Source organism: Providencia rustigianii (assembly GCF_900637755.1).
GTDB lineage: Bacteria > Pseudomonadota > Gammaproteobacteria > Enterobacterales > Enterobacteriaceae > Providencia > Providencia rustigianii.
In genome coordinates, this window is sequence record NZ_LR134396.1 from 934,463 (window position 1) to 954,653 (window position 20,191).

15 protein-coding genes are annotated in these 20,191 nt (G+C 40.2%); 13 read left to right on the plus strand and 2 right to left on the minus strand.

Annotation, left to right across the window (positions count from 1 at the left end; genetic code table 11):
- Window positions 1–52 precede the first annotated feature (52 nt).
- Window positions 53–652, minus strand: a complete 600-nt coding sequence (locus tag EL244_RS04165; protein WP_039855572.1) for an FMN-dependent NADH-azoreductase — start codon at window positions 650–652, stop codon at window positions 53–55.
- Between the two features lie 103 nt (window positions 653–755).
- On the opposite strand from EL244_RS04165, the gene EL244_RS04170 reads away from it, so the two are divergent.
- From EL244_RS04170 to EL244_RS04195, 6 genes are all read left to right on the plus strand, one after another.
- Window positions 756–1,667, plus strand: a complete 912-nt coding sequence (locus EL244_RS04170; protein ID WP_126458994.1) for a LysR family transcriptional regulator — start codon at window positions 756–758, stop codon at window positions 1,665–1,667.
- Window positions 1,668–1,871: 204 nt separating this feature from the next.
- On the plus strand, window positions 1,872–2,564 hold the full coding sequence (locus EL244_RS04175) for a carbohydrate-binding family 9-like protein (RefSeq protein ID WP_126458997.1): 693 nt from the start codon (window positions 1,872–1,874) through the stop codon (window positions 2,562–2,564).
- A 169-nt stretch (window positions 2,565–2,733) separates the two neighbouring features.
- Window positions 2,734–3,654, plus strand: a complete 921-nt coding sequence (murQ, locus tag EL244_RS04180; RefSeq protein ID WP_126459000.1) for an N-acetylmuramic acid 6-phosphate etherase — start codon at window positions 2,734–2,736, stop codon at window positions 3,652–3,654.
- A 52-nt stretch (window positions 3,655–3,706) separates the two neighbouring features.
- Window positions 3,707–5,071, plus strand: coding sequence for a PTS transporter subunit EIIC (locus EL244_RS04185; protein WP_126459003.1), 1,365 nt, complete (start codon window positions 3,707–3,709; stop codon window positions 5,069–5,071).
- 15 nt (window positions 5,072–5,086) lie between these two features.
- Entirely contained in the window at window positions 5,087–5,929 is an 843-nt protein-coding gene (locus EL244_RS04190; protein WP_115164016.1) for a MurR/RpiR family transcriptional regulator, read from the plus strand.
- A gap of 2 nt (window positions 5,930–5,931) precedes the next feature.
- Window positions 5,932–6,714 carry a sulfite exporter TauE/SafE family protein gene (locus tag EL244_RS04195; RefSeq protein WP_006815670.1) on the plus strand — a complete coding sequence of 261 codons (783 nt, stop codon included), beginning with the start codon at window positions 5,932–5,934 and terminating at the stop codon, window positions 6,712–6,714.
- Between the two features lie 214 nt (window positions 6,715–6,928).
- Here the strand turns inward: EL244_RS04195 and EL244_RS04200 are convergent, their stop codons facing one another.
- Complete coding sequence (locus tag EL244_RS04200) at window positions 6,929–7,267, minus strand: helix-turn-helix domain-containing protein (RefSeq protein ID WP_126459006.1); 339 nt, start codon at window positions 7,265–7,267, stop codon at window positions 6,929–6,931.
- 235 nt (window positions 7,268–7,502) lie between these two features.
- Here EL244_RS04200 and EL244_RS04205 point away from each other — a divergent pair, with 235 nt between their 5' ends.
- From EL244_RS04205 to EL244_RS04240, 7 genes are all read left to right on the plus strand, one after another.
- The gene (locus EL244_RS04205) at window positions 7,503–8,729 is read left to right on the plus strand and encodes an efflux RND transporter periplasmic adaptor subunit (RefSeq protein ID WP_126459009.1); all 1,227 of its coding nucleotides are present in this window, start codon (window positions 7,503–7,505) and stop codon (window positions 8,727–8,729) included.
- Window positions 8,730–8,731: 2 nt separating this feature from the next.
- A complete protein-coding gene (locus tag EL244_RS04210) occupies window positions 8,732–11,878 on the plus strand; it encodes an efflux RND transporter permease subunit (protein ID WP_126459012.1) in 3,147 nt (1,048 codons plus the stop codon).
- A 147-nt stretch (window positions 11,879–12,025) separates the two neighbouring features.
- A complete protein-coding gene (locus EL244_RS04215) occupies window positions 12,026–14,518 on the plus strand; it encodes a heavy metal translocating P-type ATPase (RefSeq protein ID WP_126459015.1) in 2,493 nt (830 codons plus the stop codon).
- 96 nt (window positions 14,519–14,614) lie between these two features.
- Window positions 14,615–15,064, plus strand: a complete 450-nt coding sequence (cueR, locus tag EL244_RS04220; protein ID WP_126459018.1) for a Cu(I)-responsive transcriptional regulator — start codon at window positions 14,615–14,617, stop codon at window positions 15,062–15,064.
- Window positions 15,065–15,131: 67 nt separating this feature from the next.
- Window positions 15,132–15,329 carry a heavy-metal-associated domain-containing protein gene (locus EL244_RS04225; RefSeq protein WP_126459021.1) on the plus strand — a complete coding sequence of 66 codons (198 nt, stop codon included), beginning with the start codon at window positions 15,132–15,134 and terminating at the stop codon, window positions 15,327–15,329.
- Window positions 15,330–16,205: 876 nt separating this feature from the next.
- Entirely contained in the window at window positions 16,206–17,672 is a 1,467-nt protein-coding gene (locus EL244_RS04235; protein WP_126459024.1) for a basic amino acid/polyamine antiporter, read from the plus strand.
- Between the two features lie 115 nt (window positions 17,673–17,787).
- On the plus strand, window positions 17,788–20,160 hold the full coding sequence (locus EL244_RS04240; protein WP_126459027.1) for an Orn/Lys/Arg family decarboxylase: 2,373 nt from the start codon (window positions 17,788–17,790) through the stop codon (window positions 20,158–20,160).
- The last annotated feature ends 31 nt before the right edge of the window (window positions 20,161–20,191 follow it).

Genomic DNA, 20,191 nt, shown 5'->3' on the forward strand with positions numbered 1-20,191 from the left:
TTATTCTATTATAATGCTTAATGCTTAATGCTTAATGCTTAATGCTTAATGCTTAATGATGAATGAGATACATTAATTGTTGTTGAGCTTTAGCAAGTCCAGCCTCATAGCCTTCGGGTTTCATATCCAGTCCTTCTGCATAGATAAATTGCACGTTATCAATGCCCATTAATCCTAAAACAGATTTCAAATAAGGTGTAATTGCATCGGTTTCTTGCCCATAGTGGATCCCACCTCGCGCGCTAAATACCAGAGCTTTAACATTTTCAACTAAGCCTAGAGGGTATGTTGCTGTATAGCGGAAAGTTTCTCTGGCTCTCACCACCAAATCAAACCAATTTTTTAATTCGGTGGGCACATTGAGGTTATACATGGGTGCGCCAAGGATCAGTAAATCACTTTCTTTGAGTTCTGCAATGAGTTGGTCAGAAAGCTCAGATGTATTTTTTAAATCATGATTGCTAATTTCTGCACCTCTTAAGGCCGCAAAACGGGCTTGATTCAGAACGGGTAATGGGTTTTCTGCTACATCATGCTCGATAATACAGTCTTGGTAGCCTTGGGCTTTACGTTCATCAATATATTGTTGAATTAAGGTGTTTGTTTGTGATTGAGCACCGTTAATACTGGATTTGATGACTAAAATTTTCATGGAATTCTTCCTTATCAATTTAAGATGTAGCCAGTATATCTGGCTTGATAAGTTGACAATGAGTGATATTATTTCCCTATATTGTTTCCATTTGAGCACCAATATGAACAAATTAGATCTAAACTGCTTACCTATCTTCATTGCTGTAGTTGAAAGCGGAAATTTTACCGCAGCATCTGAGTTGCTACATGTAACGCGTTCGGCTGTGAGCAAAAGTATTTCACGTTTGGAAAATAGCCTGGGTGTTGCACTGTTTCAGCGTACGACTCGTCAGCAAGTATTAACGGATGATGGAATGGTGCTTTATGAATATGCGAGTAAGGCATTAAATTCACTACAAGAAGCTTCAAATTTCTTAGAAAGTGGTAAACGTCATGTAGAGGGGAAAGTCTGCATCACAGCACCTCGATTATTGGGAAACTTATATGTTATCCCGCTACTGATTGAGTTAATGAACCTTTATCCTAAGCTAGAAATTGAAACGTTATTGAATGACCGAAAGATGGATTTACAGCAAGAAGGGATTCATATTGCTGTACGAGTGGGAAAACTTCCGGATTCAAATCAATTAATTGCCCATGAAATTGGTCATCATAAAATGATCCTTTGTGCTTCTCCTAACTACCTCACTAAAAATGGAATTCCGCAAAAAATCTCTGAATTAAATTCTCACCAACTCATTGCTTATACACAGGTAGGGCAAGTTTTACCTTGGCAACTTTATGATGACCAACAGCAGGAATATCTGTATTTACCTACCAGTAAATTTATGATGGATGATATGCAAGCGATTATGTCTGCGGTGTTGCAAGGGGGAGGAATTGCATATTTGCCACAATGGTTAGTGCAAACGCACATTCAATCAGGATCATTAAAAACAGTTTTATCTGAGTACCAAAGTGCAAGTTATCCTATTTCAGTTGTTTGGCTCACAACGCCTTTTTTACCTTTAAAGATCAGAGTCATTATCGATACTATTCGTGAAAAATTACCCTTGATTTTGATGTCTGGATGATATTTTTTTCATCATCATAAACAGTGAGCCTCCTCACAGAGTGATGGTTTTTATTTGAACAGATCTTGCATGGTGTGAAATTTTAATTCTATATTCGATATATGATATGAAATTTAATTTCTTAATCAGGTGCAACTATTCAGCTATAAACAACACATCATTCAGCGATCAACACATTATAAAATCGATAAAGTGAGGCAAGGTATGAAATTAGCAACTTTACTCGCGACAATGGCGATGTTAGTCACAGCCAGTGTTGCAGCAAAAGAGTACCAAATACACCATACACAGCAGATTAAATCCTTGGAGGATGCCCAAAAATCAGCGAGTTGGGAACAGGCAGAAGTGCTAACTGATTTTATTTATCCATGGGAAAAAGAGACGCCGCCAAAAACAGATTTTCGTGCACTCTGGAATGATGATGCCCTTTATTTTCGTTTTATCGTGGATGATAACGACATTCAACTGGGGGATAATCCCGATAAAGATCAGGCTGTATTAGATTCAGATCGTGTGGAATTATTCTTTGCCACTAGCCCTGAACTAAAACCTTATTACACCGCAGAAATGGATCCGCAAGGGCGCACATTCGATGCAAAAGCTAATTTCTATCGTGAGGTTGACCCAAGTTGGAACTGGGAAACCTTGAAGACGGTAGGAAAAATTACCCCTGAAGGTTATGTATTAACGGGTAAAATTGACCTTAATGAATTGACTCAGCTGGGTTTGTGGCAAGACGCGGATCAGAAAACATTAATGTGTGCCATTCTTCGCGGTGAATTTAGTGCCGGCGAACCTAAGCAGGTACGCAAATGGATTAGCTGGATTAAGCCAGATTCCGTGAAACCTGATTTTCATATTCCTTCCGCTTTTGGTAGCTGCAAACTCGTCAAATAAATTTCATCCGGTGGTGTAATCCACCGGTTTTTCACTCTCTTTTACATCGTTGTTGTGAAACCAGTCACGTAAATCGTCACAGGTGAACAACTTATTATGATTAAGATTGAAATTAAAATTCATAAATAGTAATTTTTAATGAAATATTATTTCAGTCAGGAGTGAGTTGATGACAGTCATCGAAAATACGCTCAGTAATTGTTTACAAAACGAACTCAATCAGGACACGTTACAGTTTTCTCGTTTAGATACGTTGTCCATGTTGACAGTGATTAACCAGGCAGATAGGACTGTTGCAACTTCACTGCAATCGGTACTGCCGGAGCTGGCTCAGGTTGTTGATGTGATTGCCGAACGTTTAAAGCAAGGAGGCAGAATATTTTATGTCGGCGCGGGTACTAGCGGACGACTCGCTGTTCTGGATAGTGCAGAATGCCCTCCAACCTTTGGAACATCGCCCGATATGGTGCAATCGATTATCGCTGGTGGACATTCAGCCATGCTAAAAGCGGTTGAAAATATTGAAGATTCAACTGAAGCCTCTATTCACGAGCTACAACAACGTGGTGCGACGGAAAAAGATGTGATTATTGGCATTGCCGCCAGTGGGAGAACGCCGTTTACCTTAGCTGCGATCGAATATGGTAACCAAATTGGTGCATTAACGGTGGCAATCACTACGCGGGGACATGGTTTACTCAGTGATTTAGCCCAATATGCGATTGCACCAGATGTAGGAGCTGAAGTGCTTTCTGGCTCAACGAGAATGAAAAGTGGCACGGCACAGAAAATGATATTAGGCATGCTGAGCACTTGTGTGATGGGGCGTTTAGGGCGAATACATACCAACTTAATGGTTGATGTGGTGGCGAGTAATATCAAGTTACTGCGCCGTGCAGAACGTATTGTTGGCGAAGTTTGTGGGATTGATATGCCAACGGCGGCGGCGCTATTAACACAGGTTGATTACCATCCTCGTCGCGCAATTTTAATGCATGAACTCAATATTAGTGCCCAACAAGCGACAGAAATTGTTCAGCGAAACCCCAATACCAGTTTGGATTCGATGCTAAATACCCACGGTAAATAGCCTAAAAATAACATAAACAGCGTCATGACTCAGTCAACACCGGGGAAATACTATGGCCAATAAAATAGAGCATCTGGAAGTACTCGCAAAAGAAATAGAAAAATATGCGGGTGGATTCGATAACATCGCAACACTAACCCATTGCATGACTCGTATTCGTTTGGTTTTAAAAGATAATAGTAAGTTTAATTCAGAAGCCTTGAAGCAAATTGAAGGCGTAAAAGGTGTCGTTTTCAATGGTGAACAACAGCAAGTGATTGTGGGTATGGGAACCGCGGCAAAAGTTTTTTCAGTGATGAATAAGCGAATGCAAGGCCAAGGTCTTGCCAGTGAGAATAATGCGGAATCTCTACCGGAGAAAAAACCGTTTTCGATTCGTCGTATGCTCAACACTCTCGCGGCTATCTTTGTTCCCACGATCCCCGCATTGATAGGGTGTGGTCTCATCATGGGAATGATTAATATTGTTCGCCTTGTGGCTCCGGGTGTAGTGGAGCAATTCCCTGAATTATTTAAATTGTTAAAACTGATTGGTAGCGCGGTCTTTACGTATTTATCCATCATGATTGGTGTGAATACGGCGAAAGAGTTAGGCGCATCCACATCAATTGGCGCCGTGATGGCTGGATTACTGGCAATGCCGGGATTGGCGGATATCACGCTATTCGGTGAAAAACTTCAGCCAAACAGCGGCGGCATATTTGCGGTTCTGATGGTGGTTGTATTTTCGTCTAAATTTGAGGTGTGGTTTAGAAGTATCATTAAAGAAAGCTTGGATCTCATTGTGACGCCATTTGTGACTATTTTAGTGTCAGCGATGGTTGCATTAGTGGTCTTCCAACCGGCAGGGCATTACCTAAACCAAGTGTTAGCGCAAGGTGTCTCTGTCGCACTGCTTAACAGTGGTGGGGGGGCAGTGGCAACAGGGGGAATATTAGGCGGAAGTTTCTTATTCTTACTTTTGACTGGCTTACATCAAGGTTTGATCCCAATCCATGCTGAAATTTTACAAACTTTTGGTTTGAACTATTTATTTCCAATCTTAGCGATGGGCGGTATGGGGCAAGTCGGTTCCTGTTTCTGGGTATTCTTAAAAACTAAAAATCCACGCTTGAAGAAAACATTAGTGGGTGCATTACCCGTTGGTATCTTTGGGGTGGGGGAGCCATTATTATTTGGTGTTTCATTACCTCTCGGTAAGCCATTCATTGCTGGATGTATTGGTGGGGCTGCGGGTGGGGCGCTAATGGCGTTCTTCCATGTGGGCATTATTATTCCATTTGGTACTGCGGGATTATCATTAATTCCATTGGTTGGAGATGGGCAAATACTTGATTTTCTGATTGCGGTTGTAGGCGCATGGATTGTCGGTTTCATTGCCAGTATGATAATAGGCTTCAACGATCCAGAAAAATAATAAGAAGGAATAGTCATGTCAGCTCTGACGGTAAAATTGGAAAGCTTATTGACGAGAGGCAAAGGGACTGAGCAGCGTATCGCCAAGTTTTTGCTTGAATGTCGTGACAGTCTTGTCGCGATGAATGCCGCTGAACTTGCTCAAGCCGCAGGCGTCAGCAGCGCTTCAGTCATTCGCTTCGCTCGCCAAATGGGCTACCGTGGCTATCCTGAATTCAAAGTAGATTACTTATCTGATGAAAAACAGCATAAAGCTGAAACGCTGTATGGCAATTTGAGCCGTAATGATGGTACGGCTCAAATTATCGCGAAATCAGGGCAAATGTTTATTTCTGCTATTGAAAAATCATTGGAATTACTCGAGCCTGTCGCTGTGGACACCATTGCTCAAAAACTGGTAGAAGCAAAGCGTATTGTGGTGTTTGGGATCGGCTCTTCGGCAATTGTCGCCAATGATATTTTTCATAAGCTCATTCGTGTTAATAAACCGGTTTTATTTAGCACGGATTTACACGTACAGCTCAGCTATTCTGCCAATTTAAATGACGGTGATTTGGCGATCGCGGTTACTGCCAGAGGCAATACCCCTGAAATTAATCGCATGCTGAAATCGGCACAGGAAAGTGGTTGCACCACGGTTGCCTTAACCCGCTTCGGGCAAGACGAATCGGCGCGTATCGCAGATTTAATCTTGCCTTATTACTATGATGAGCAGCATACCCAGCTTGGGGTGATTACGCCGCAAGTGTTACAGATGGTAATTTTCGACACGCTATTTTTTAAGTATTTAACACTCGCCAATGAAGATACGGATATCGCCTTACAAAAAGGTCGACAAGCCGTGACACAGGCAGGATAACTATGATTGTCACTGAATTAGCCATCGGCGCATTGATTGGCTTAATTATTAGCACCACAGGGGTAGGCGGTGGTGTGATTGTTTTACCCATACTCACTTACTTTTTTGGGCTTAATGCCTTAGCCGCAGTAGCAACTGCAAATTTTTTATCGATGTTGATGAAAATATCTTCGTCATATATGCACTTTCGGCTGGGTAATATTCCAATGAAAGGCGCATTGATTGTGCTGGCCATTATGCTACCAAGTACCTTTTTATCGAGCCTATTTGTGACTTGGCTGGGAAGTATCCCTGAATATACACAACAGGTTGAGTGGGGAATTAATTTACTGGTTGCTACGGCGATTATTTTTTCTCTGTATCTGTTTATCCAACGGATGTTTTTTCTTAATCCACTCAAAAAATTAGCGGTGAAAGAAAATCAACTTCGGGCGATGGCATTTCCTGCGGTGATGGCAGGGATTGTATTAGGAGCGACAGGTGTTGGGGGCGGAGTCGTGGTATTGCCGATGTTACTGCGTTATATGAATTTAAACATTAAGCAGGCGATTGGGACATCCATCATTGTCACGACTGTTTTATCAGGATCTTCAGCATTGGCCTATGCACAAGATGGCTACACTGATTTAAAACTGGCACTAATCTTATGTGCAGGTGCGTTATTGGTGATGCCTTTAGCTAAATATCTGTTAGTGAAGTTATCTGAGCGTACTTTCCAATACATGACATTATTACTGATTTTGTGCAGTGCCGTGATGATGACATGGAAAGTGATAATGCCGTAAAAATAGCCCCTCTGGTGCTGTTGAGGGGGCTTTTATCTATTCTACTTTTTTACTCTTTAAGCGACACATAAAATATTTCTATCATTATTATTAAATAAAATAGAATACTATTTATATATTTTTAGAGCCTAATTTTTATTGATAAATAATTTTTATGGAATTTACCCTCTGATTTTTTCTAAATGATTTTTTAAATAAAAAGAGGGTTAATTAATCAAAGTGTGCTTTTTCGATATCTCCCCGGGGTAATTTTTAATTCTCTTTTAAATGCTCTATTCAGCTCCTGTTGGCTATCAAAACCATATCGAAAAGCAATGTCGATAATATTGTCATTCGTCTTTTTTAAATCAGCCATTACGTTTAATAACCTACTTATCAACATATATTGACCTAGACTGACACCCACGATGTCTTTAAAAACCCGTTGAAAATGCCACTTGGAATAACCCGCTTTATTCGCAATATCAGATATATGTAGTTGCCTTTCTGTATTTAAACTAATCCATATTAAAATATCATGGACAACATTTTTATTTATCGTTTGATTACTCATAATAAACCTTAAATTGGTGATTTTTTAATTTAAAAGTAATTATTCACTATATTTAACTGAAAAAAATAAATTTCAAGTGTATTTAAAACCTTGGAGTAGGTACAGAGTCAATGACTTATTTTTAATTTTTAAAGGTTATTGACATTACAATGGCGGTAACCTTTAACCTTGCCAAGAATTTATTTGTTTAAAAATAAAGTTAATAAATTAATCATTTAATTAGGCAGGGTTCATAATGAAATCGAAGATTGGAATATATGGAATTCTTATCGCGACCATGGCAATGAGTTCGCTCACCAATGCTCAAGAAGAGAATGAAAAAAGTAGTACGCTAGCGGCAGCTGCTGCATTTCCTAAAGTACCTGTTTCTGAAGTTATTCAACGAAATATAACGCCATACTCAGAATTTACTGGGTATTTGTTGTCGCCAAAAACGGTTGATTTACGTTCTCGTGTGGGAGGGCGGATTAACTCCGCCGAACTACCCGAAGGGCAGTTAGTCAAAAAAGGCGAGCTGTTATTTCAAATCGATCCTCAGCCCTTTAAATTAGCACTCTCTAAAGCTGAGGGGGAGCTTAGTCAAGCTGAGGCTTTAGCGACACAAGCCAGTCGCCATTATCAGCGTATTAAAGGGTTAGTGGATAAAGGGGCTGTTTCTCGTAAAGATTATGATGATGCACTTTCAACGCTATCAGCAAATAATGCATTGGTTAAGTCAGCAAAAGCTGCGGTGGAATCGGCTAAATTAAATTTATCGTATACAAAAATCACATCGCCTATTGATGGACGGGTTGATAGAGCGTTGGTGACAGAGGGAAACTTAATTACTGGTGGGGATACCACATCAGCAACCCGCCTAACAACTATTGTTTCAGTTGATCCAATCTACGCGTATTTTGATATTGATGAGGTGACTTACCATAAATTGCTGGGCGTAAAATCGTTATCAGCGGCGCAAGGCAACTCATCGATGCCTGTCATACAAATATTATTACCAAATGCTCAAAATGGATCCTTTTCAGGTAATTTGAATTTTATCGGTAATCAAGTTGATAGAACCACGGGGACAGTCAAAGTCCGTGCAGCTATTACTAACAAAGATGGCAAATTAATGCCGGGTTCATTTATTCGAGCCCAGCTTCCTATTGGTGAAAATTCAGAGTCTATTTTAATTGATGACCAAGCGATTGGATCGAATCAAGGGCAAAACTATGTTTTAGTTTTAGATGAAAACAACAAGGCAGAATACCGCCCAGTAGTTCTTGGGCGGATGGTGGATGGGCTAAGAGTTATTGATGATGGTCTGAAAGCGGGAGATAAAATTATTATTAAAGGTCTAGTCAGGCCTGGCATGGAAGTGACGCCTAATCAGATTCCTATGGATTCTTTAATAATTAAAACAAAGCCAAAAATATCACAGAATAGCAAGAATGAGAGTTCGAGTGAGAAGGAGGATAAATAATAATGAAATTTCCTCATTTTTTTATTCAACGACCTATTTTTGCGATTGTATTATCGATATTCATACTCATTGCAGGGATAGTAAGCTTTTATAAATTACCGTTAAGTGAATATCCATCTGTGACGCCACCGACGGTTCAGGTGATTGCCAGCTATCCCGGAGCAACACCTAAAGTGATTGCCGATACGGTAGCTTCCCCAATTGAGCAAGCCGTGAATGGCGTTGAAGGCATGTTATACATGAGTTCACAAATGTCCACTGACGGGAAGATGGTATTAACTATCTCTTTTAGGCAAGATGTCGACCCTGATATTGCTCAAATTCAGGTGCAAAACCTTGTATCCAGAGTGATCCCTCGTTTACCTCAAGAAGTGCAGCAAATCGGTGTTATTACGGAAAAAACGTCACCCGATGTTCTGATGGTTGTCCATATGTATTCCCCTAATAATGTGTATGACCCACTATTTATTTCAAACTATGCGTTGCTGAATGTGCGCGATGAAATTGCACGACTGCCGGGGGTTGCTAGCGCGGTGGTTTGGGGGGAAGGTGAATATGCCATGCGAGCATGGATAGATCCCACAAAAGTGGCATCGTTAGGATTAACGGCGAAGGATATCGTTGATGCTATTCGTGAACAAAATGTTCAAGTCGCAACAGGTTCGATTGGGCAGCAGCCCGACTCTACGGCGTCATTTCAAATTAGCGTCAACGCACAGGGACGCCTGACCACTGAAGAACAATTTGGCAATATTATTATTAAATCAGGGGAAAATGGGCAAGTCGCTTACCTCAAAGATGTCGCCAGAATGGAACTCGGATCTGATAATTATTCATTGCGTAGTTTGCTGGATGGTCAAAATGCGGTGGGTCTACAGATTGTAATGAGCCCAGGTGCAAATGCTTTAGACGTTTCTGATTCAGTTAGAAAAACCATGGCGCGTTTACAAACAAACTTTATCGAAGGAATAGACTATAAAATCGCCTATGACCCGACTGTATTTGTGAGCGCTTCACTAAAATCGGTCGCAGTGACTCTATTGGAAGCGACCATCCTCGTGGTTCTTGTGGTGGTGCTTTTTTTACAAAGCTGGCGGTCGTCGGTTATTCCGTTAGTCGCAGTGCCTGTTTCTTTGATTGGTACTTTTGCATTTATGTACCTTTTTGGCTTCTCTCTCAACACATTATCGCTATTTGGCTTAGTGATTTCGATAGGGATCGTTGTCGATGATGCGATAGTGGTGGTCGAGAACGTTGAAAGACATATCATGGATGGGTTAGCGCCAAAACAAGCCGCAATAAAAGCCATGGATGAAGTCACTGGACCGATTCTGGCGATCACCTCGGTGTTAGCCGCAGTATTTATTCCGACGGCATTTTTATCTGGTTTGCAGGGGGAATTTTATCGTCAGTTTTCATTAACCATAGTTATATCAACGATTATTTCAGCGATTAACTCACTCACACTATCGCCAGCATTAAGTGCTATTTTACTTAAACCACATACGAAAGGGATAAAACAGGACTGGCTGACACGTATTATCAATGCCATATTTGGACGCTTTTTCACCAAATTCAATGGGTTTTTTAATGCGTTATCTAATAAATATGTGCAGATAATCCGTCGCTGTATTCGCGGTAGTTTGATCGTGCTGGTTCTGTATGTGGGGTTTGTTGGTCTGACGGCGCTAGGTTTTAAAACTGTACCGAATGGGTTTGTTCCCGCCCAAGACAAATATTATCTGATTGGTGTTGCTCAGCTGCCATCAGGTATGTCTCTGGATAAAACTGAAGCCGTGGTAAAAGAGATGTCCCGTTTAGCTTTAATGGAGGAAGGGGTTGAGCATGTGGTTGCATTCCCTGGGCTGTCAGTTAATGGACCTGTAAACTTACCCAACTCTGCATTAATGTTTGCTATGTTAAAACCGTTTGATGAGCGAACCGATCCTGAATTATCCGCAGATGCAATCGCAGGGCGGTTAATGGAGAAATTCAGCCAAATACCTGATGGCTTTGTGGGGATTTTTCCACCACCGCCAGTACCGGGGTTAGGTTCTATGGGCGGCTTTAAAGTTCAAATAGAAGATCGCGCTGATCTTGGTTTTGATGCCTTAGCGAAGGTACAAGAACAAGTGTTAATGAAAGCATCGCAAACATCAGAATTAGCTGGAATGATGGCAAGCTTCCAAACTAATGCTCCACAAATCGATGTTGATATCAACCGAGAAAAAGCTAAGTCTCAAGGCGTGATGTTAACGGACATTTTTGATGCGTTGCAAATCAACTTAGGGTCACTGTATGTGAATGACTTTAACCGATTTGGGCGAACATATCGGGTGATAGTGCAGGCGGATACGCCATTTAGAATGGATCCTAAAGATATTGAACTGATCAAAGTGCGTAATAAAGAGGGCGAAATGATCCCATTAAGTGCCCTTGTCACCATCACTCGAGTTAATGGCCCAGATAGAGTTATTCATTATAATGGTTACCCGTCGGTTGATATTACGGGGAATGCGGCGCCAGGATTTACATCTGGACAAGCGACGCAGGCGATGGAAAAAATCTTGCAGGAAACGCTACCGGAAGGAATGGCGTTTGAGTGGACAGACCTCACTTATCAAGAAAAACTTGCTGGAAATTCTGCTCTTTATATTTTCCCATTGGCGGTACTGTTTGCATTCCTCATTTTAGCCGCTCAGTACAATAGTTGGTCTTTGCCTTTCTCAGTGTTATTAATTGCACCAATGGCGCTATTGTCAGCGATAGCGGGTGTGTGGTTACTTGGCGGTGATAATAATATTTTCACGCAAATCGCGTTTATTGTATTGGTCGGTTTAGCGGCTAAGAATGCGATTTTAATCGTCGAATTTGCTATCGCACAAGAAAAGCAAGGTAAAGAGATGCTTTCCGCCGTATTAGAAGCCGCATACTTGCGATTACGTCCAATTTTAATGACCTCGTTGGCATTTATTGCTGGGGTTGTCCCTTTGGTATTAGCAAGCGGAGCAGGGGCAGAAATACGACAAGCGGTTGGGATAGCGGTATTTTTTGGCATGCTAGGTGTGACATTCTTTGGCTTAATTCTGACACCTGTTTTTTATATAGTCGTGCGCAAGCTTACCAGCAAGACACTCACCAAGAATTAACGGTAATACGACAAAAGACATTAGGCAAGGAAGCCTAATGTCTCCTTCAATCAAAAATATATGAGATAAATTTAAAATAAAGCTTGACCTTCCCTCTATGGTAAACCTTAGCCTCTGACTCATGATGTTTCCTTAGAGAGAGAACCTATGACTATCCAATCGAAGTCTTCTATGAAAAAAATTAGCTTGCCAGTAGAGGGAATGACCTGTGCTTCCTGTGTTGGTCGAGTTGAACGCGCACTAAATGCAGTTCCTGATATTGAAATGGCAACTGTAAATTTAGCTACTGAACGTGCAGACATTACATTTAAAGGTGATGTTGATGCAACCGTTGCCATCAAAGCGATTGAAAGCTCAGGATATAAAGTGAGTGAGGAAGTCACTGAACTCGCAATCGAAGAGATGACGTGTGCATCTTGTGTTGGCCGCGTTGAAAAAGCATTGATGCAAATACCGGGTGTATTAGAGGCTAGTGTCAATTTAGCGACAGAGCGAGCTCGTGTTCGTCATCTTTCTGGTGTTGTCACCGTTTCTGATATAGAAGCTGCGGTTGTGCAAGCGGGGTATAAGCCTCGCCGTTTATCTGAGGGGGCATCGGATGGAAATGACCAATCGGAGATACGTCGTGAGAATGAAGAGCGCTCATTACGCCGTGCATTATTAATGGCGGCAATATTTACTTTACCAGTATTTATTATCGAAATGGGATCACACTTTATTCCGGGAGTACACCATTGGGTATCTGATGTTCTTGGTCAGCAAGTCAATTGGTATATTCAATTTGCATTAGCCACTATCGTTCTGTTTGGCCCTGGGCTGCGCTTTTTCCAAAAAGGGGTTCCCGCGTTATTACGTGGTGCGCCTGATATGAACTCACTGGTAGCGGTAGGTACTGTTGCGGCTTATGGGTACTCAGTTGTGGCGACGTTTATTCCGCAAGTGCTGCCTGTAGGAACCGCGAATGTCTACTTTGAAGCGGCCGTGGTAATAGTGACGTTGATCTTATTAGGTCGAACATTAGAAGCTCGAGCTAAAGGTAAAACGTCACAAGCAATTAAACGCCTAGTTGGCTTGCAAGCAAAAACAGCTCGCGTAGAACGTAATGGAGAAACTATTGAAATTCCTCTCAATCAAGTGATGATGGATGACATTGTGTTTGTTCGCCCCGGGGAAAAAATTCCAGTCGATGGTGAAGTCATTGAAGGAATGTCATATGTAGATGAAAGTATGATCACAGGGGAACCGGTTCCTGTATTGAAGGAAATGGGTTCTGAAGTCGTCGGTGGAACCATTAATAAAACCGGAGCATTTAGTTTCCGAGTCACTAAAATTGGTTCAAATACGGTATTAGCGCAAATCATTCGTTTGGTTGAAGAAGCTCAAGGTTCAAAATTACCAATCCAAGCATTAGTCGATAAAGTGACGATGTGGTTCGTTCCTGCGGTAATGACTGGTGCAGTGATCACCTTCTTTATTTGGTTAATTTTCGGTCCAGAACCAGCTCTGACATTTGCGTTAATCAATGCGGTTGCTGTACTCATTATTGCGTGTCCATGTGCAATGGGATTAGCAACTCCGACATCGATTATGGTAGGAACTGGGCGTGCAGCGGAATTAGGGATCCTATTTCGCAAAGGGGAAGCTCTACAAGCCTTACGTGATGTGACTGTCGTTGCATTGGATAAAACAGGCACCTTAACCAAAGGAAGACCGGAACTGACGGATCTGATCTCTGCAAATGGCTTTGAAAATGACGAAGTACTGGCGTTAGTTGCTGCCATTGAAACGCGTTCAGAACATCCAATAGCAGAAGCGATTGTTGCTGCGGCGAAGGAAAAATCACTGACACTAGCATCAATCGAAGCATTTGAAGCGATTCCTGGATTTGGTGTTTCGGCAACGGTAGGTGGACGCCGTGTTTCAGTGGGTGCTGACCGCTTTATGACGCAACTTGGCTTGGATGTGAGCGATTTCCAACAAAACGCACAGAAACTTGGTGAACAAGGAAAAAGCCCACTTTATGCAGCAATTGATGGTCAATTAGCCGCAATTATTGCGGTTGCAGATCCAATCAAAGAGAGTACTCCAGCGGCAATTAAAGCATTGCACGCGTTGGGACTGAAAGTGGCGATGATCACCGGGGATAATGCAGCAACGGCATCGGCCATTGCAAAACAGCTTGGTATTGATGAAGTGGCTGCGGAAGTACTTCCGGATGGAAAAGTGGCGGCTCTTAAACAATTCCGTAGTCGTGGTAACAAGGTTGCTTTTGTGGGGGATGGTATTAATGATGCTCCTGCATTGGCAGAAGCTGATGTTGGCCTTGCTATTGGTACGGGAACAGATGTTGCGATAGAAGCCGCTGATGTTGTCTTGATGTCTGGTGATTTACGAGGTGTTGTTAATGCGATTGCCTTGAGTCAGGCAACTATCAGAAATATCAAACAAAACCTGTTCTGGGCATTTGCATATAACGCCCTGTTAATTCCGGTCGCTGCGGGTCTGCTATATCCGATCAACGGCACGTTACTTTCACCAATTTTGGCAGCAGCAGCGATGGCTCTCTCAAGTGTGTTTGTTTTAGGTAATGCTTTACGCTTAAAACGATTCCAAGCTCCAATGAAAGAGAATGCGGCGTAATGCCTATACAAGCTAGCCCTAAGGGGCTGGCTTTTTCTAGAAAGATAGAACTGTTTTTTGTGAATTAAACGCGATGATTGGTCGAAGAGGTGAAAGATGAATATTGGTCAAGCAGCAAAACTCTCTGGTATTTCTGCCAAAATGATCCGCTACTACGAAGAAACGGGATTACTGGCAAAAGCGAAGCGTACGGATTCTGGATACCGTCACTATAATCAATCCGATATTAACAGTTTTCAACTTATTCGCCGTGCTCGTAATTTGGGATTTTCGACGGAGCAGATTTCAGTTTTACTCTCTTTATGGCAAAACAGCGAGCGAACTAGTGCCGATGTAAAAATGATGGCAACGGCTCATCTTGCTGGTTTAAAAAGAAAAATTAATGAACTGCAAGAAATGGTGGTCACGTTGGAAACACTAACTGAGCATTGCCGTGGCAACGATAACCCTGATTGCCCAATTATTGAAAGCTTGGTGAATCCAAATGAGCACCTTCCGACATCAGAAGCTCAAAATACCAAATTTAGTTCTCATGTAATGAGATAAAAAACGGTTGACCTTCCAATGTTGGGAAGCTTTATAGTTATGACTCAACCATAATAAGGAGTTAGATATGATTAGCTTTACTATCCCAAAAATGACGTGTGGTGGCTGTGCAAAATCGATTACTAAGATTATTTTGGATATCGATGCAAAGGCTCAAATTGATGCGGACCCTGCGACCAAGCAAGTGCAGATTGATAGCATCATCGATGAGCGTGTTTTCCGAACTGCGCTAAGTACAGCGGGCTATCCTGCTGATAATAAATAAAGTATAGGTCAATTACCTTCATCATATAAACAGCACAATGTGGTATCTCACCATTGTGCTTACCTGCCAGTGACGTTATCTGAAAGTACTTTCCAGTACATGACATTATTACTGATTTTAAGCAATGCCGTGATGAGGACATGGAAAGTGATAATGCCGAAAAAATAGCTCCTCTTGGTGTTTTTGAGGGGGCTTTTATCTATTTATATAATACTTGTGATTAACTCATTACTCTTCTTATGCAATGTAAAAAATGCTTAATCATGTTTTTTACTCTTTTCTATGTATGTCATTCCAACAGATATTTATCATTTTAGCTTCATTTGATCTTATCAATAGTTTCAGCTCTTAATTGACTGAATATCCTATTCTTATATGAAAATATAATTGTATAAATTACATGTGATAATCAAGTTAAATTTAATTTAATGTTTTTTCATAATGGTTGCATTTTGTCTTTTTATTGATACTTTTTAATTACTTGGTAATAAATGTTGCTAAATGTATATCTAAATACCGATCAGTAAAGAATTGATATTTTTTGTTTTTTTATATTATTTAATATCGAAGGAAGTTAATTTGTAATTAAAAATATTAAAAAATATTAATGTCAATATATAACCCTTAAATATTAGTCTAAATATGAATTTATTTGGATTATATTACCATCTATTTTTGATGCTTTAAATGTGACTATTTTGTAAACGTTTGTAATATATTAAATTTAATGATTCCATTATGCGATTAATGTTTTTTTTACATGTTAATTAAAATAGCCACTAACTTGGCTTCTATTGTCTTTACCCTAAATATGATCCAAAATTAAAAAACTGATTAATATTTTTTGATTCTTTATTCTTATTTTGGGAGTTTTTTATGTCTGTGAAAATATCAAAGAAGAATGAAAATCAAAAGATTGGATTAATAGCCTTGGTTGCTATTGTTGTTAGCTCAATGATTGGTAGTGGCGTCGATGGGCTACCACAAAATATGGCTGAAAATTCAGCTGTAGGTCCAGTGGTCATTGCTTGGCTAATTTGTGGTTTTGGGATGTTTTTTATTTCCCGTGTATTTATTGTGTTATCCAATATTCGCCCTGATTTACAGGCTGGTATCTATATGTATGCAAGAGAGGGATTCGGACCTTTTATTGCTTTCATTGTAGCTTGGGGATATTGGCTTATGACCATTTTTAGTAATGTTGCCTTTGCTATTATGGTTATGGATACCCTAAATTATTTTATTCCTGGTGATTTTAGAGGTGGAAATAATATCCCATCCGTTATTGGTGCATCTATTTTGGTTTGGGGGTTTAATTTTCTTGTCCTATCCGGAACTCGTGTTGCAGGCGTTGTGAATATATTAGGTACATTTGCGAAAATGATACCTCTAATTGTCTTTGTTTTTACGGTGGCTTATTTTTTAAATTATAATGAGTTAACCAAAAATATTTGGGGGCATAGCCCTGAGTTTTCACATCAAAAATTAGGTTCTATTTCGAGCCAAATATTCTCTCCATTGGATGTTGCTCTTTGGTCGTTTATTGGTGTTGAAGGTGCTGTTGCATTATCCGGTAGAGCCAAAAATAAAAAAGATGTTGGTAAAGCTACTTTTATAGGCTTTGTTATCTCGCTATTTATCTGTATTTTGGTTTCAATATTACCTTTTGGTATCTTTAGTCAAAGCACTCTGAGTGAGATCGCTACCCCATCGACTGCGGGAATATTAAAATCATTAACAGGGGATTGGGGTGAATGGTTAATTAATATTGGCGTTCTAGTCTCAGTATTAACGAGCTGGTTAGCTTGGACGATGATTTGCGCTGAGATACCTATGGTTGCAGCACAAGATGGCACTTTCCCGAAAAAGTTTTCTCAGAAGAATAAAAATGGCTCTGCATCAGTTTCACTATGGGTGAGTAGTGGATTTATGCAGGTGGTTATTTTCCTAGTCTATTTTTCTAATCATGCATGGCTAGCGATGTTAGCAATTTCTGCCCTAACAGTTTTACCTGCATATTTAATGTCAACTGCCTATTTATTTAAGCTTTGTATCACGGGTGAATACAGTAAATATACAAATAAAAACTCCACAATTGCATTAGTGACCAGTGTGATAGGAATTTCATTTTGTTTATTAATGTTTTATGCCAGTGAAATGAAATACCTTACGATGGTACCAATATTATTAACAGTCGGATTACCTTTGTTTATTTGGTCAAGAGTAAAACATTTTAAAGATAAACCTATTTTCACTCGAGTGGAATTAAATATTTTTATTTTTTTAATTATGCTCGATATATTGATTATTATTCTTTTTATGAATGGTATCGTTAATTTTTAATTAACCCTATAAATAAGCTTATGATTTGTTTTCCTACCTCATTCATTAAGGAATGGGTATCAATTTATGATTGTCAATTTTTGCAGTAAACAATAAAATAAAATGGAGATATATTTTGAAATTTAATCATAATATTTTATTTGTATCATCTTCTTATCTAAAAGAAGATCACCCAGCCAAACAAGCTCTTGAGCGCCTTAAAGCTGCTGTAATAGAACGTGATTTTAAGGTTTTTATCGCAGATAAAATTCAGGATGGAATACGATTAATTCAAGAAAACCCTAAATATAGTGCCGTGGCTATTTATTGGGACGACAATGATCCTAATATGGCGAAGAATTGTGTACAGGTTGTAGCCGTATTACGTAAACGAAATCCAACGACACCGCTCTTATTAGTGTCGGAGGAAAATATTACAGATAATGTTCCTCTAGATGTCTTAAAAGAAGTTAGTGAGTACATTTATTTATATTCAGAAACGCCACCATTTACGGCTAATCGTATTTATACGCTTGTACATCGTTACGCCGAAAACCTCTTGCCACCCTATTTTAAAACACTGAAAGATTTTACTGAGGATGGTGATTACTATTGGGATTGCCCGGGACATATGGGGGGCATGGCATATTTAAAACATCCAGTAGGTATTGAGTTTATTAATTTTTTTGGCGAGAACATGATGAGGGCCGATATTGGTGTCGCCACCGCAGAAATGGGTGACTATCTGATTCATGCTGGTCCCTCAAAAAAATCAGAAGAAATCGCGGCTGAACTTTTTGGTGCTGATTGGACTTTTTACGGTGTATCAGGCTCATCAGGTTCTAACCGTATAGTCGCACAGGGTGCTGTTGCTGCAGATGAAATTGTCATCGTCGATCGCAACTGCCATAAGTCGCTTAATCATGGTTTAACATTGTCGCAAGCCCGTCCTGTATATTTAAAACCAACTCGTAATGGTTATGGTCTTATTGGCCCTATTCCGAATGAGCGTTTAAAAAAAGCAAGTATTGATAAGCTCATAGCTCAAAGCCCATTAAGTCAAGGTGCAGCAACATCTGAAGCGACTTATGCAGTCGTGACGAACTGCACGTATGACGGCTTTTGTTATAATGTGAACGATGTTGTTAAATATCTCGGCGAAAGCGCCCCTAGAATTCACTTTGATGAAGCTTGGTATGCTTATGCACGCTTCCATCCGTTATATAAAAATCGTTTTGCTATGGGGGTGGAGGATACACCAAATCGTCCTACTATTTTTGCTGTTCAATCAACACATAAAATGTTGCCATCGCTCTCAATGGCTTCCATGATCCATGTGAAAAAAAGTGAACGTGCTCCCCTTAATTTTGATGATTTCAATGACTCATTTATGATGCATGGAACTACCTCACCTTACTACCCAATCATTGCATCCATTGATGTGGCCGTTAGTATGATGCAAGGTCAATCCGGTACATCATTAGTTCAAGAGTCTATAGAAGAAGCGATAGCGTTCCGTAAAGCTGTTGTATCCGTGAAACGTCAATTAAAAGAGCAAGAAGGTGAGTCAGCTTGGTTTTTTGATGTATTGCAGCCTACGGAGGTCAAGAACCAAGAAACAGGACAAAAATACAGTTTTGAAGATGCACCGATTGAATTACTGAGTCAGGACCCAAATTGTTGGGGTTTACGTGCTGGAGATAAATGGCATGGGTTTACTGATGAGGATTTAGCCGACACAAACAGTATGCTTGATCCAGTAAAAGTCACTATTACTTGCCCTGGAATTTCGCCTGACGGTAAATATCAAGATAGAGGGATCCCCGGTTATATCATCACAAAATTCCTAGATGACCGCCGTATTGAAATAGCACGTACGGGGGATTATACCATTTTGATTTTATTTTCTGTGGGGATTACCAAAGGTAAGTGGGGAACACTGCTCGAAAGTTTATTGTCATTCAAAAAACTCTATGACAATGGCGCACTTGCTATTGACGCTATTCCATCATTAAAAAATCATTCATCGAATTACGATAAGTTGACCCTTAAACAACTCTGTCAGGAAATGCATGAAAAAATGTGTGATCTTGATTTAATGAAGCATATCAATGATGCGGTTAATACCGATCCTGAACCTGTTTTAACACCTGCGGATGCCTATCAAAAAGTGGTTCGCTATAAGTCCGAACACATTCGTTTAGATGATTTTTCTGGGCGTATTGCCGCCAGTATGCTTGTTCCATATCCTCCTGGAATTCCAGTCTTGATGCCCGGTGAACGTTTACCTAAAGGAAACCAAGGAATTATTGGTTACTTACGTGCACTTCAGGAATTTGATAAGCACTATCCGGGGTTTGAGCATGAAGTTCAAGGTATCAATGTCGATGATAATGGTGATTTTTGGGTTAGGGCCATTATTGAAGATGACCGCAAAGCAGTAGAGGTTCCTAAGCATATAACCTTTAAACGTCATGTGACTTCAACCATCAAAAAAGGTCGTCAGTAACTTTAGCTTAAAGTACTGGTGACGAGAGCCA